Source organism: Streptomyces chartreusis NRRL 3882, from assembly GCF_900236475.1.
Lineage (GTDB): Bacteria > Actinomycetota > Actinomycetes > Streptomycetales > Streptomycetaceae > Streptomyces > Streptomyces chartreusis_D.
Window position 1 is genome coordinate 7,763,630 of record NZ_LT963352.1, and the last position, 13,189, is coordinate 7,776,818.

The following is a 13,189-nucleotide window of genomic DNA, read 5'->3' on the forward strand; positions in this document are numbered from 1 at the left end:
CGATCAGCCGGACAGGGTGTCCTCGTCGACGATGTGCACGGCTGCCTCCTCGGCCGACGCCGCCGCGCCGTCGATGCCCACGTCCATGGCGACCAGCGCGCTCTCCTCGTCCTCGTGCGCGCCCTCGTCGGGGGCCACCAGCCGGCCGGAGCGGGCGGCGCCGACCTCGTTGTCCAGGAGTTCCCCGTCGGTGCCCTGGCAGTCCCCGAGACCGTCACCGTCCGGCGCGACGGGTTCCGGCAGCTCCTCGGCGAGCCGCTGGTCCAGCGTCTCCCCCCGCCGCCGCTCGGCCGCCGTCACGCCGAGGTGCTCGACGGCCCAGGGCCGCTCGGGAGGGGACCAGCCCCGGTCCAGGGGATCGTCGACGCCGTCGTTCTCCAGGGTGTCCTCGGTGTCGAGCAGCCCCGTGTCCTCCCTCTGCTCGTCTTGGTCCGGCTGGTAGACATCGTCTCCCCAGCCGTCGGAGCTGTTCACGGGTACCTCCAGGGGGTGGGGACGGGCCCGCTCTCAACGGTGCCCGCGCCGGGCCGCCGCCGCACGGAGCACTGGCGCCGCCCGGAACCGCTGGTTCCAGGGCGTTCCCCGAGCCGGTGCCTGATTCCAGCCTTCCACCCCGGCTCAGGACCGCGCAACGCCACGGACCCCACGGTTCCGCCTGTCCCGGGCCCCTAGCCCGCTCACCCGTGCCAGGACCTCCACAACGCCGCATACGCCCCGTCCGCCGCCACCAGTTCCTCGTGGCTGCCCAGTTCGCTGATGCGGCCGTTCTCGACGACGGCGATGACGTCCGCGTCGTGGGCGGTGTGGAGGCGGTGGGCGATGGCGACGACGGTGCGGCCGTCGAGGACCTTGGCGAGGGATCGTTCCAGGTGGCGGGCGGCGCGCGGGTCGAGCAGGGACGTCGCCTCGTCCAGCACCAGGGTGTGCGGGTCCGCCAGCACCAGGCGGGCCAGGGCGATCTGCTGGGCCTGGGCGGGGGTGAGCGTCAGGCCGCCCGAGCCGACCTCGGTGTCCAGCCCGTCGTCGAGCGCCCGGGCCCAGTCGTCCGCGTCGACCGCGCCCAGCGCCGCCCACAGCTCGGCGTCGCCGGCGCCGGTCCGGGCGAGCCGGAGGTTGTCGCGCAGGGAGCCAACGAAGACGTGGTGCTCCTGGTTGACGAGGGCGACATGGGCGCGAACGCGCTCCGCCGGCATCCGGGACAGCTCGGCGCTGCCCAGGGTGATCCGGCCGTCCCGGGGCGCGTAGATGCCGGCGAGCAGCCGGCCCAGCGTCGACTTGCCCGCACCCGACGGGCCGACCAGGGCCAGCCGGGTGCCGGGGGACACCTGCAGGGACACCTTGCGCAGGACGTCCACCCCCTCCAGGTAGCCGAAGTGCACCCGGTCGGCGTGCACATGGCGTCCGTCGGGGGACACGGAGGGGTCGCCGGCGTCCGGCTCGATGTCCCGGACCCCGACGAGCCGGGCCAGCGACACCTGGGCCACCTGGAGCTCGTCGTACCAGCGCAGGATCATGCCCACCGGGTCGACGAGCATCTGGGCGATCAGCGCGCCCGTGGTGAGCTGGCCGACGTCGATCCAGCCGTGCAGTGCGAACACGCCGCCGACCAGGAGGACCGAGGCCAGCACGGTCACGTGGGTGACGTTGATGACCGGGAAGAGGACCGACCGCAGCCACAGCGTGTAGCGCTCCCAGGCCGTCCATTCCCTGATCCGGCGCTCCGACAACGCGACGCGCCGGTCGCCGAGGCGGTGCGCCTCGACGGTGCGCCCGGCGTCCACGGTCTCGGCGAGCGCGGCGGCCACGGCGGCGTACCCGGCGGCCTCCGAGCGGTAGGCGGCCGGTGCCCGCCGGAAGTACCAGCGGCAGCCGACGATCAGCAGCGGCAGGGCGAGCAGCACGGCGAGCGCCAGCGGCGGCGCCGTGACGACCAGCCCGCCCATCAGCAGCACCACCCACACCACGCCGATCGACAACTGCGGCACGGCCTCGCGCATGGCGTTGGCCAGCCGGTCGATGTCCGTGGTGATCCGTGACAGCAGATCGCCGGTCCCGGCCCGCTCCAGCACACCGGGCGGCAGCCCGACCGACCGTACGAGGAAGTCCTCGCGCAGGTCGGCCAGCATCCGCTCGCCGAGCATCGCGCCGCGCAGCCGCACCTGGCGGACGAACAGGGCCTGGACGGCCAGCGCCGCCACGAACAGCCCCGCGGTGAGTTCCAGCCGCAGGTCCCGCGCTCCGTCGGACACCCGCTCCACGACTCCGCCCAGCAGCCACGGACCGGCCATCGAGGCGACGACGGCGACCGTGTTGACGCCGACGAGCAGCAGGAACGCCCGGCGGTGCCGGCGCAGCAGTTCGGCCACGTAGGCGCGGACGGTCGTGGGGGCACCGACCGGCAGGGTGTTCGCCGTCGTCGGGGCCGCCGGGTCGTACGCCGGTGGCGCCACGCCGATCATGCCTTCTCCTCGATCTCTTCCAGTTCCTGCAGTACGTCCTTCAGGGCGACGGAACCGCTCAGCGCGGCCTCGTCGTCCGTCTCGCGGGTGACGACGGCCCGGTAGCCGGGTTCGGTGTGCAGCAGCTCGCGATGCGTGCCGGTCGCCGCGACCTCGCCGTCGTGCAGGAACACGACCCGGTCGGCGCGGTCCAGCAGCAGCGGCGAGGAGGTGAACACCACGGTCGTGCGCCCCGCGCGCAGCTCCCGCACGCCCTGCGCGATCCGCGCCTCGGTGTGCGAGTCGACGGCCGAGGTCGGCTCGTCCAGGACGAGCACCTCCGGGTCCGTGATCAGCGACCGGGCGAGCGCGAGCCGCTGGCGCTGGCCGCCGGACAGGGAACGGCCGCGTTCGGTGATCCGGGCGTCCATCGGGTCGGCGGCGTCCACCGACCCCTGCACCAGCGCCGCCAGCACGTCGTCGCACTGCGCGGCGGCCAGTGCAGCCCGCGGTTCGACAGCGCCCGACGCGGGTACGTCGAGCAGTTCGCGCAGCGAGCCGGACAGCAGCACGGGGTCCTTGTCCTGGACGAGGACGGCCGTACGGGCACAGTCCAGCGGGAGTTCGTCGAGCGGCACACCGCCCAGCAGTACCGAGGTGCCCTCCTGCGGAGGATGCCCGCCCAGCCGTTCCGCCAGCCGGCCGGCCGCGTCCGGGTCGCCGCACACCACGGCGGTGAACAGGCCGGCGTCGGCGAGCAGCCCGGTGTCCGGGTCGTACAGGTCTCCGGACGGGAGGCCGGCCCCAAGTGACCCGGCGGTGTCCGTGGCCCGCTCCAGCGACAGCACGCCCGCGGCCCGTTTGGCGGACGGCCGGGAGAAGGAGTACGCCATGGCGATCTCCTCGAAGTGCCGCAGCGGATAGGTGAGGACCATCACCGAGCTGTAGACGGTGACCAGTTCACCGACGGTGATCCGGCCCTGGCGCGCCAGGTGCACGCCGTACCAGACGACGGCGATGAGCAGCAGCCCCGGCAGCAGGACCTGGATCGCGGAGATCAGGGACCACATCCGGGCGCTGCGCACCGCCGCGTGCCGGACCTCCTGGGAGGCGCGGCGGTAGCGATCGAGGAAGAGTTCCTCACCGCCGATGCCGCGCAGCACGCGCAGACCGGCGACGGTGTCCGAGGCAAGTTCGGTGGCGCGTCCGGCCTTCTCGCGCTGCACGTCGGCACGCCGGGTGGCGCGGGGCAGCAGCGGCAGCACGGCGAGGGCCAGCACGGGCAGGCCCACGGCGACGACCACGCCGAGCGCGGGCTGGTAGACGAGCAGTGCGGCGCAGACCAGCACGATGGTGACCAGAGCCGCGGTGAACCGCGACCAGGCCTCCACGAACCAGCCGATCTTCTCGACGTCACCCGTGGAGACGGCCACGACCTCACCGGCCGCGACGCGCCGGGTCAGCGCCGAGCCCAACTGGGCGGCCTTGCGGGCGAGCAGTTGCTGGACGCGGGCGGCGGCCGTGATCCAGTTGGTGACGGCGGTGCGGTGCAGGAAGGTGTCGCCGACGGCGTTGCCGACGCAGGCCAGCACCAGCAGGCCGCCCGCCAGGGCGAGTTGCCCGCCGGAGCGGTCGACGACGGCCTGGACGGCGACACCGACGCAGAACGGCAGCGCGGCGACGGAGGCGAAGTGCAGCAGCCCCCAGGCCAGCGACTTGAGCTGCCCGTCCAGCTGATTGCGGAAGAGCCACCACAGGAATCGGGGACCCGAACGCGCGTCCGGCACGCCCGGGTCGGGGTACGGAAGGTCTTGAATCTGCATGACGTCCCAGTGGCTCGTGTCAGGGGGGATGGGGGTTCGGCCGACGGCAACAAACCGTGACAGGTTCGCGTCGTCACGTGGTCGGAGGCAACAGGTTTTCCACCCACCGAACGGAACCGGCCGACAGGGGAGGGAACAGGGCGCCTCGGCGGGCCGGTGCTCATTGCGGAGGCGGTGAGACTCCCCGTAGAACACCGCCCATGAAGAGACGGATCGTCATGTCCATGCTTGCCGGAGCGACCCTTCTGGCGAGCACCCTCCTCGGGACCGGTCCCGCCCGTGCGGCCGACGTCCCCGCCGAGTTCGGCACCGACTGGCACGACCCGGTGACGGCCGCCCCGCCCGTCCCGAAGCCCGGAGGCCGGTCCTGCGAAGTCACCCTGGTCCGGGCGCAGTTCCGCGACTTCACCCCGTACCGGGGCACGTACACCCCGCCCGGCGACTGCGGCGACCGCTGGAGCAAGGTGGTGCTGCGGCTCGACGGCAAGGTCAAGGGGCGCCAGTACGACCGGCTCGGCCATCTGCACGTCGGCGGGGTCGAGATCCTCCGTACGTCGACACCGCAGCCCTCGCCCGACGGCATCGAGTGGTCGGTGGAGAAGGACGTCACCCGCTACGGCGACACCTTCCGCAGCCGCCAGGACGTCGAGATGCTCATCGGGAACGTCGTCGACGACACCTACACGGGCGTCCTCGACGTCAAGGTCACGCTGACCTTCTACGGGGGCCGCCCCGACGGGGGGAGCCCCGACCGGGTCCTCACCCTCGACCAAGGGGCGGACGGCGCGACCACCCTCACGACCCCGCGCAACAGCGAACGCGTCGTCGCCGAGGTGTACGCCACCGGCTCCGGCGGCGGCTGCGAGGAGTACTGGTACCTGACCGTGCCCGACCCGGCGCCGTACTCCTGCAAGGCGGGCCGAGGCCCCTACCGCGAGGTGCAGATCCGCGTGGACGGCCGGCTCGCGGGCATCGCCGCACCGTTTCCCACCGTGTGGACCGGCGGCTGGTCCAACCCGTTCCTCTGGTACGTGATCCCGGGCCCGCGCGCCTTCGACATCAAGCCGATCACCTACGACCTCACCCCCTTCGCCGGGCTCCTCAACGACGGCCGCCCGCACCGCGTCGAGGTCTCGGTCGTCGGCGTGCCCGAGGGGCGGACCGGCTGGAGCACCCCCGTGAACGTCCTGGTCTGGCAGGACGAGCAGCGTGCCCACGTTCCCGGGAAGCTCACCGCGCACAAGGCGGGCGACCTCGCCGACTCCTCGGCGTACACGCCCGGTCCGGACCACCGGGTCGACACCGAGGGCGCCCACCGGCTGACCGTCGCGGGGTACGTCGACACCTCGCACGGCCGCGTCACGACCACCGTCGGCCGTTCGCTCGCCCACACCTCCGAGCACCGCTGGACGGACGGCGAGACGACCGACGCCCTCACGGCCACGTGGACCGACGACGAGTCGGTGACCGTCGACGGACGCGGACCGGCCCGCACCGCTCGCACGCACCGGACGTACACGATGGACGGCACGACCACCCTCGGCGCGGGCGACCGGCTGCGCACCGTGCTGACCCTCGGCGACCGGGCCACGGCCGTCGAGACGCGCGGCGGCCGGCGTACGGCGTGGTCGCGGCTCGACGACTCGTACACGGGCGACGCCACGTACACGGCGAACGTGCCCCGCGACCAGCGGCACGCGGTCGGCACGACGAGCGAGCGCTACCGGCTGTACGGCACGCACGGCTGCTACGACCGCACACTGACCACCGTGCAGGGGGTGCTCACGGAGGACCGCCGCCGTTGCTGAGGGGGTCCCTGGGGTGCGTGTGACATACGTCACTTAGGACGCTTTTACATGGCTGAAACGTTGCGGTCTTGTGCGCGATCAAGACAGCCTCCAGAGTGTACGGCTACGGAAGCCGCTTTCCGTATCGCAGAAGTCCCCTCCGGCCTCTGTGTGTCCCGTCCCCCTAGGAGGCCCCGTGCCACCGTCGGTACCGTCCCTGTCGCGGCGCGTCGCACGCACCCTGCGTACCTCACTCTTCGCGCAGGTCCTCTGCGCGCTCGTCCTCGGAATCGTCGTCGGGAAGCTGTGGCCGGATACGGCCACGGCTTTCCAGCCGCTCGGCGACGGTTTCACCCGGCTCATCAAGACGGTGATCTCGCCTCTGGTGTTCTGCGTGGTCGTCGTCGGCATCGCCAAGGCCGGTGACCTGAAGGCGTTCGGCCGGATCGGGGTCAAGGCCCTCATCTGGTTCGAGGTGGCCTCCACCGCCGCCCTGGTCATCGGCCTGGTCGCCGCCAACGTCGTCGGGCCCGGCAAGGGCATGAACGTCGACCCCTCCTCGCTGGACGCCGCCGCGGTGAACCAGACGACGGGCGGTGGGCATCTGCCCTCGACGACCGAGTTCGTCCTCAACGCCCTGCCCGAGAGTTTCGTCGGCGCCTTCGCCGAGAACGAACTGCTCCAAGTCCTCATCCTGGCCTGCCTGGTGGGCGCGGCCCTGCTGCACCTCGGACACACCAAGGTGCCGAAGATCCTGCCCGCCATCGACCAGGCCCAGGAAGTGATCTTCACGGTCGTCGGGTTCATCATGCGGCTCGCCCCGCTCGCGGTGTTCGGCGCGATGGCCCACCTGGTCGGCAACTACGGGCTGGGCGTGATGAAGACGTACGCCAAGCTCATCGTGCTCTGCTACGTGGCGGCCGCGCTGTTCGTCGTGCTGCTCGCCGTCGCCCTGCGGATGGTGACGGGGCTCAGTCTCTGGAAGTTCCTGCGCTACATCCGCGAGGAGATGCTGCTGGCGCTCGGCACCGCGTCCACCGAGTCGGTCATGCCGCGCGTGATGCAGAAGCTGCGCCGGGCCGGTGCCCGCGACGACGCGGTGGGTCTGGTGCTGCCCACGGGCTACTCCTTCAACCTCGACGGAGCCTCGCTCTACCTGTCCATCGGCACACTGTTCATCGCCCAGGCCGTGGGCGTGGATCTGAGCCTGGGCCAGCAGATCACCGTGGTCCTGGTGCTGATGCTGACCAGCAAGGGCATGGCGGGCATCCCCGGTTCGGCGTTCCTCGCCCTGTCCGCGACCGCCTCGTCCCTGGGCGCCATCCCGGCCGGAGCCGTCGCCCTGCTGCTCGGCGTGGACCGCATCATGGACTCGATGCGCGTCGTCACGAACCTGCTCGGCAACTGCGTCGCCGTCTTCGCGGTGTCCCGCTGGGAGGGTGCCCTGGACATCGAGCGGGCCAAGAAGACGCTCGACGGGGAGGAGACGGGCCCGCCGGACGGCGGTGACGGCGACGAGGCCCGGGCGGTCGAGCCGACGGCGGCCGAAACCCCGGCGCCGGGCATCCCCGCCCAGAAGCCCAAGGAACCCGCTCCCGAGGTCGGTTGACCGAAACCGACCGAAATCGAAGGGGCCGCGGCCACCGCTCCGGCATGAGGAGCGGTGGCCGCGGCCCGTCGTGGGTTTTCCTGGCCCGTCAGCAGGAACGCGCCGACCGTCAGCCGGAACGCACCGGCGTTCCGTCGATCAACGTGTTCAGCAGCCCCCCGAGCGCCTCGCGCTGTTCCTCCGTCAGCGGGGCGAGGATCTCCTCCGCGGCCGACCTGCGCGCCGCCCGCAGCTCGCGCAGCGCGCCCCGCCCGTCGTCCGTGAGCTCGATGCGGATCACCCGCCGGTTCGCCGGGTCCGGGACCCGCCGCACCTTGCCGCTCGCCTCCAGCCCGTCGACCAGGGTCGTCACGGCCCGCGGCACGACTTCCAGACGCTCGGCCAGGTCGGCCATGCGCGGCGGCGAACCCCAGTGCGCGAGGGTGCGCAGCAACCGGGACTGGGCCGGTGTGATGCCGAGGTCGCGTTGCTCCAGATGGCGCTTCTGGATGCGGTGCACCCGGCGGGTGAGCCGCAGCAACTGCTCGGCGAGCAGGCCGTCGGAATCGGGGGAGGTCATGCGGGAACAATATCAGGATGATGTTCATTGTGAGTATAGGTAACAATGAGCTACGATCCGACCCGCCGCCCTGGCCCGCCCGTACCGCTCTCCCGAAGGAGCCCATGCATCCCGACCACGAAGCCCCCTGGAGCGCACCCGCCGACGCGAAGGAACAACCCCGGCAGGTCCGCCGCATCCTCCGGCTCTTCCGCCCCTACCGGGGCCGCCTCGCCATCGTCGGCCTGCTGGTCGGCGCCGCGTCGCTGGTCTCGGTCGCCACGCCGTTCCTGCTGAAGGAGATCCTCGACGTCGCGATCCCCCAGGGGCGTACGGGCCTGCTCAGCCTGCTCGCCCTCGGCATGATCCTCAGCGCCGTCCTCACCAGCGTCTTCGGCGTGCTGCAGACACTGATCTCCACGACGGTCGGCCAGCGCGTCATGCACGATCTGCGCACCGCCGTCTACGGGCGCCTCCAGCGCATGTCCCTCGCCTTCTTCACGCGCACGCGCACGGGCGAGGTGCAGTCCCGCATCGCCAACGACATCGGCGGCATGCAGGCCACCGTCACCTCCACGGCGACCTCCCTGGTCTCCAACTTCACCAGCGTGGTGGCCACGATCGTCGCGATGGTGGCCCTCGACTGGCGCCTGACCGTCGTCTCTCTGCTGTTGCTGCCGGTGTTCGTGTGGATCAGCCGCCGCGTGGGCAACGAACGGCGGAAGATCACCACCCAGCGCCAGAAGCAGATGGCCGCCATGGCCGCCACGGTCACCGAGTCGCTCTCCGTCAGCGGCATCCTGCTCGGCCGCACGATGGGACGCTCCGACTCGCTGACGAAGTCCTTCGCCGAGGAGTCCGAGGAGCTCGTCGACCTGGAAGTGCGGTCGAACATGGCCGGCCGCTGGCGCATGGCCGTCATCACGATCGTCATGGCCGCCCTGCCCGCCGTCATCTACTGGACCGCCGGCATGGCCCTCCAACTGGGCGGCCCCGAGGTCTCCATCGGCACGATCGTCGCCTTCGTCTCGCTCCAGCAGGGCCTGTTCCGCCCGGCCGTGAGCCTGCTGTCGACGGGTGTGCAGATCCAGACCTCGCTCGCCCTCTTCCAGCGCATCTTCGAATACCTCGACCTGCCGATCGACATCACCGAGCGCGCGGACCCGGTCCGCCTCGACCGCGTGAAGGGCGAGGTCCGCTTCGAGGACGTCTCCTTCGGCTACGACGACAAGGGCGGCGCGGTCCTCGACGGCATCGACCTCACCGTCCCGGCGGGCGGCAGCCTCGCGATCGTCGGCCCGACCGGCGCCGGAAAGTCCACGCTCGGCTACCTCGTGCCCCGCCTCTACGACGTGACGGGCGGACGCGTCACCCTCGACGGGGTCGACGTCCGCGACCTCGACTTCGACACCCTGGCGCGCGCGGTCGGCGTCGTCTCGCAGGAGACGTACCTCTTCCACGCCTCGGTCGCCGACAACCTGCGTTTCGCCAAGCCCGACGCCACCGACGAGGAGCTGTACCAGGCGGCGAAGGCGGCGCAGATCCACGACCACATCGCGTCCCTGCCCGACGGCTACGACACCGTCGTGGGTGAGCGCGGCCACCGCTTCTCCGGCGGTGAGAAGCAGCGCCTGGCCATCGCCCGCACGATCCTGCGCGACCCGCCGGTCCTCATCCTCGACGAGGCCACCAGCGCGCTGGACACCCGGACCGAGGCGGCCGTGCAGGACGCCATCGACGCGCTGTCGGCGAACCGCACCACGCTCACCATCGCCCACCGGCTGTCCACCGTCCGGGGCGCCGACCAGATCGTGGTCCTCGACTCGGGGCGCGCGGTCGAACTCGGTACGCACGAGGAACTGCTGGAGCGGCACGGCCGGTATGCGGCGCTCGTACGCCGAGACGCTCAACTGGAACCGACAAGATGAAAATATGCCGGGTTTGTGACGATATACGGGTTACCGTGCCCGCATGCAGAAGAACACTCCGCCACGGAGCACGATTCGACTGACGCGCCGGGGCCGCATCGCCCTCGTCGCGACCGGAGCGGTCGTGGTGGGCACCGCCGTGGCGGTGCCGCTGCTGATCCTGCGGCCCGAGGAGCACGGCCGGCCCGCGACCCTGGTGATCCCGGAGGGCTGGCGCGCGAGCCAGGTCTACGCCGCCGTCGACAAGGCCCTCGCCCTGCCTCCCGGCAGCACGAAGAAGTCCCTGGCGAAGGCGGCCCTCAAACTGCCGAACGACGCCGAGGGCAACCCGGAGGGCTACCTCTTCCCGGCGGCCTATCCCCTCCGGGAGAAGACGACCCCGCAGGAGCTCCTGGCACTGATGGTCGACACGGCGAACGAGAAGTTCGACGGCGCTCCCATCGCCGCGGGGGCGCAGCGCAACGCCATGAACGTCTACCAGGCCGTCACCATCGCGAGCATCGTCCAGGCGGAGGCGGCCACCAAGGCCGACATGGGCAAGGTCGCCCGGGTCGTCTTCAACCGCCTCGAACGCGGCATGCCGCTCCAGATGGACTCCACCATCAACTACGCGCTCGGCCGCTCCACCCTCCGCACCACGGAGAGCGACACCCGGATCGACAGCCCCTACAACTCCTACCAGCGCATGGGCCTGCCCCCCACCCCCATCGACAACCCCGGCGAGGAGGCCATGCGCGCCGCCGTCAACCCACCCCCGGGCGACTGGCTGTACTTCGTCACGGTCCGCCCGGGCGACACCCGCTTCACCGCGGACTACGCGGAACACCAGCGGAACGTCGCGGAGTTCAACACCCACCAGAGGAAGGGCGACGCGCGGGCGGCCGGATGACCCGCCAGGGCGTCACGCGGCGACCGGCTCCTGCGCCAGCAGGCGCCTGATGTCGCGGACGGCGGCGCGGCCGGCACGGTTGGCGCCGATGGTGCTGGCCGACGGGCCGTAGCCGACGAGGTGGATACGCGGATCGGCGGCCGCGCGTGTGCCCTCCAGGCGGATGCCGCCGCCCGGCTCGCGCAGACGCAGCGGGGTGAGGTGGTCGATGGCGGCGCGGAAGCCGGTGGCCCAGAGGATGACGTCGGCGTCGACGTGGCGGCCGTCCTTCCAGTCCACTCCCGTCGGCGTGATGCGGTCGAACATCGGCTGCCGGTCGAGCACCCCGTCCTCGATGCCCCGCCGGATCGCGTCGTTGAGCGGCAGCCCGGTGACCGAGACGACACTCCTGGGCGGCAGCCCCTGCCGTACCCGTTCCTCGACGAGCGCGACGGCCGCCCGGCCCGCGTTCTCGTCGAAGGGGCCCTCACGGAAGACGGGCGGGCGCCGGGTCACCCAGGTGGTGGCCGCCGCGTACGGGGCGATCTCCAGCAGATGCTGCGTGCCCGAGGCGCCACCCCCCACCACGACGACCCGCTGCCCGGCGAACGCCTCCGGCCCGGGGTACTGCGCGGTGTGCAACTGCCGCCCGCGGAAGGTCTCCTGGCCCGGGTAGCGCGGCCAGAACGGCCGGTCCCACGTACCCGTCGCGTTGATCAGCGCCCGCGTCGACCACACACCCTCCGAGGTCTCCACCAGCAGCCGCCCGCCGGGCCCCTCGCGTACGGCCCGCACATCGACGGGGCGCCGCACCCGCAGGTCGAAGGTCCGCTCGTACCGGTCGAAGTAGTCGCTGATCACCTCGGCGGACGGCCGCGCCGGATCCGCGTCCGTGAGCTCCATCCCCGGCAGTGCGTGCATCCCGTGCACCTTGCCGTACGTCAGCGACGGCCAGCGGAACTGCCACGCGCCGCCGGGACCGGGGGAGTGGTCCAGCACGACGAAGTCGCGGTCCGGCTCGAAACCGGCTCGCCGCAGGTGATAGGCGCCGGCCAGACCGGCCTGACCAGCGCCTGTGACGACTACCTCGACCTCGCGTGTGTTGTTCACGCTTCTACTAACCGTGCCGGGGGCGTCGATCTTCCCGGCCTTCTGCCGGACAGACCCTAGCCCTCCGAGGGCCGGGGCGCGGTCGTCGACGGCGGCAGGTCGCCGTTGAACCGGGTGTCGGTGAAGTCGGCGAAGTCGACCTCGCGGGGGATCAGCTTCAACGACGTGAACGTGTCGGCGATCTCCTGCTCGGAGGCGATCAGCGGCTTGTCGACGGCGACCGCGATCCGGGTCGTGTACGTGCGCTTCACCGCGGCCAGGGCCACGTCCTCGGGGAGCCCGGTGTCCTTCGCCCAGACCTTCGCCCACTCCTCCTCGTGGTCGTACACCCACGTGTAGGCACGCCGCAGCCGCTCCAGGTAGTCCTTGACGGCGGCGGCCTTCTTCTTGTCCTTCAGCGCGTCCGGCGCCGCGACCTGGAAGGTGAGCCCGTTGGTCACGCCGTCGCCGTCTGTCAGGACCCGTCCCTGCCCGGCCTTCAGCACCTGTGAGGTGTACGGGTCCCACACCGCCCAGGCGTCGACCTTGCCGGCGGTGAACGCGGCGAGCGCGTCGGCCGGCTGGAGGTACTTGACCTTGACGTCGCTCAGTTTCAGCCCGGCCTTCTTCAGCGACGCGACCAGCTGGTAGTGGGCGGACGAGCCCTGCGCGACGGCCACCGACCTGCCCTTGAGCTGCTCGGGCCTCTTCAGGGACGAGTCGTTCGGGACGAGGATGGTGTCGCCCTTGGACGTGCCGTGCCAGGCGGCCACCACCTTGATCTTCGAGCCCGCTCCGGCCGCGAAGACCGGCGGGGTGTTGCCGACGCCGCCGATGTCGACGGCCCCCGCGTTGACGGCCTCCAGCAGCGGCGGTCCCGAGGTGAACGTGGACCACTTGATCTTGTAGTCGAGGTTCTTCAGTTCCCCGGCGGCCCGCAGGATGGCCTCCGAACCGCCCTTCTGGTCACCGACGTCGAGCGTGACGGAGCCCTGGCCGTCGGTGCCGCCGTCCGACGTACCGGCGGCCGAGTTCCCGCCGCAGGCGGTGAGCAGCAGGGCGAGGGGGAGGAGCAGGGCGGCGGGCGCGAGACGTCGTCGCATGGTGGT

Annotated in this window: 10 protein-coding genes; 4 read left to right on the forward strand and 6 right to left on the reverse strand. The window is 71.7% G+C overall.

What is annotated here, in order from left to right:
• Window positions 1–3: 3 nt before the first annotated feature.
• The 3 genes from SCNRRL3882_RS35305 to SCNRRL3882_RS35315 all read right to left on the reverse strand — a co-directional run bounded on the left by SCNRRL3882_RS35305 (window position 4) and on the right by SCNRRL3882_RS35315 (window position 4,261).
• A complete protein-coding gene (locus SCNRRL3882_RS35305) occupies window positions 4–474 on the reverse strand; it encodes a DUF5709 domain-containing protein (protein WP_010040932.1) in 471 nt (156 codons plus the stop codon).
• Window positions 475–677: 203 nt separating this feature from the next.
• A complete protein-coding gene (locus SCNRRL3882_RS35310) occupies window positions 678–2,459 on the reverse strand; it encodes an ABC transporter ATP-binding protein (RefSeq protein WP_010040931.1) in 1,782 nt (593 codons plus the stop codon).
• Window positions 2,456–4,261: an ABC transporter ATP-binding protein gene (locus tag SCNRRL3882_RS35315; RefSeq protein ID WP_010040930.1), complete on the reverse strand. Its 1,806-nt coding sequence runs from the start codon at window positions 4,259–4,261 to the stop codon at window positions 2,456–2,458. Before SCNRRL3882_RS35315 ends, SCNRRL3882_RS35310 begins: the two co-directional genes overlap by 4 nt.
• Before the next feature lie 200 nt (window positions 4,262–4,461).
• Here SCNRRL3882_RS35315 and SCNRRL3882_RS35320 point away from each other — a divergent pair, with 200 nt between their 5' ends.
• Together SCNRRL3882_RS35320 and SCNRRL3882_RS35325 are read left to right on the forward strand one after the other, a co-directional pair.
• Window positions 4,462–6,069 carry a peptide-N4-asparagine amidase gene (locus tag SCNRRL3882_RS35320; protein ID WP_010040929.1) on the forward strand — a complete coding sequence of 536 codons (1,608 nt, stop codon included), beginning with the start codon at window positions 4,462–4,464 and terminating at the stop codon, window positions 6,067–6,069.
• A gap of 175 nt (window positions 6,070–6,244) precedes the next feature.
• On the forward strand, window positions 6,245–7,657 hold the full coding sequence (locus SCNRRL3882_RS35325; protein WP_010040926.1) for a C4-dicarboxylate transporter DctA: 1,413 nt from the start codon (window positions 6,245–6,247) through the stop codon (window positions 7,655–7,657).
• 109 nt (window positions 7,658–7,766) lie between these two features.
• Here the strand turns inward: SCNRRL3882_RS35325 and SCNRRL3882_RS35330 are convergent, their stop codons facing one another.
• The gene (locus SCNRRL3882_RS35330) at window positions 7,767–8,216 is read right to left on the reverse strand and encodes a MarR family winged helix-turn-helix transcriptional regulator (protein ID WP_010040923.1); all 450 of its coding nucleotides are present in this window, start codon (window positions 8,214–8,216) and stop codon (window positions 7,767–7,769) included.
• A 104-nt stretch (window positions 8,217–8,320) separates the two neighbouring features.
• Here SCNRRL3882_RS35330 and SCNRRL3882_RS35335 point away from each other — a divergent pair, with 104 nt between their 5' ends.
• Both SCNRRL3882_RS35335 and mltG read left to right on the forward strand, forming a co-directional pair.
• Window positions 8,321–10,123 carry an ABC transporter ATP-binding protein gene (locus SCNRRL3882_RS35335; RefSeq protein ID WP_010040921.1) on the forward strand — a complete coding sequence of 601 codons (1,803 nt, stop codon included), beginning with the start codon at window positions 8,321–8,323 and terminating at the stop codon, window positions 10,121–10,123.
• Window positions 10,124–10,166: 43 nt separating this feature from the next.
• A complete protein-coding gene (mltG, locus tag SCNRRL3882_RS35340) occupies window positions 10,167–11,012 on the forward strand; it encodes an endolytic transglycosylase MltG (RefSeq protein ID WP_010040920.1) in 846 nt (281 codons plus the stop codon).
• 12 nt (window positions 11,013–11,024) lie between these two features.
• Here the strand turns inward: mltG and SCNRRL3882_RS35345 are convergent, their stop codons facing one another.
• The gene (locus SCNRRL3882_RS35345) at window positions 11,025–12,101 is read right to left on the reverse strand and encodes an NAD(P)-binding domain-containing protein (protein ID WP_010040918.1); all 1,077 of its coding nucleotides are present in this window, start codon (window positions 12,099–12,101) and stop codon (window positions 11,025–11,027) included.
• 56 nt (window positions 12,102–12,157) lie between these two features.
• A complete protein-coding gene (locus tag SCNRRL3882_RS35350; protein WP_010040915.1) occupies window positions 12,158–13,183 on the reverse strand; it encodes an ABC transporter substrate-binding protein in 1,026 nt (341 codons plus the stop codon).
• Window positions 13,184–13,189: the final 6 nt, after the last annotated feature.

Excerpts from the sequence above, each read along its gene's own strand:
- SCNRRL3882_RS35320 (WP_010040929.1), top strand. The coding sequence starts at position 4,462 with ATGAAGAGACGGATCGTCATGTCCATGCTTGCCGGAGCGACCCTTCTG.
- SCNRRL3882_RS35335 (WP_010040921.1), top strand. The coding sequence starts at position 8,321 with ATGCATCCCGACCACGAAGCCCCCTGGAGCGCACCCGCCGACGCGAAG.
- SCNRRL3882_RS35350 (WP_010040915.1), bottom strand. The coding sequence starts at position 13,183 with ATGCGACGACGTCTCGCGCCCGCCGCCCTGCTCCTCCCCCTCGCCCTG.
- mltG (WP_010040920.1), top strand. The coding sequence starts at position 10,167 with ATGCAGAAGAACACTCCGCCACGGAGCACGATTCGACTGACGCGCCGG.
- SCNRRL3882_RS35315 (WP_010040930.1), bottom strand. The coding sequence starts at position 4,261 with ATGCAGATTCAAGACCTTCCGTACCCCGACCCGGGCGTGCCGGACGCG.
- SCNRRL3882_RS35330 (WP_010040923.1), bottom strand. The coding sequence starts at position 8,216 with ATGACCTCCCCCGATTCCGACGGCCTGCTCGCCGAGCAGTTGCTGCGG.
- SCNRRL3882_RS35310 (WP_010040931.1), bottom strand. The coding sequence starts at position 2,459 with ATGATCGGCGTGGCGCCACCGGCGTACGACCCGGCGGCCCCGACGACG.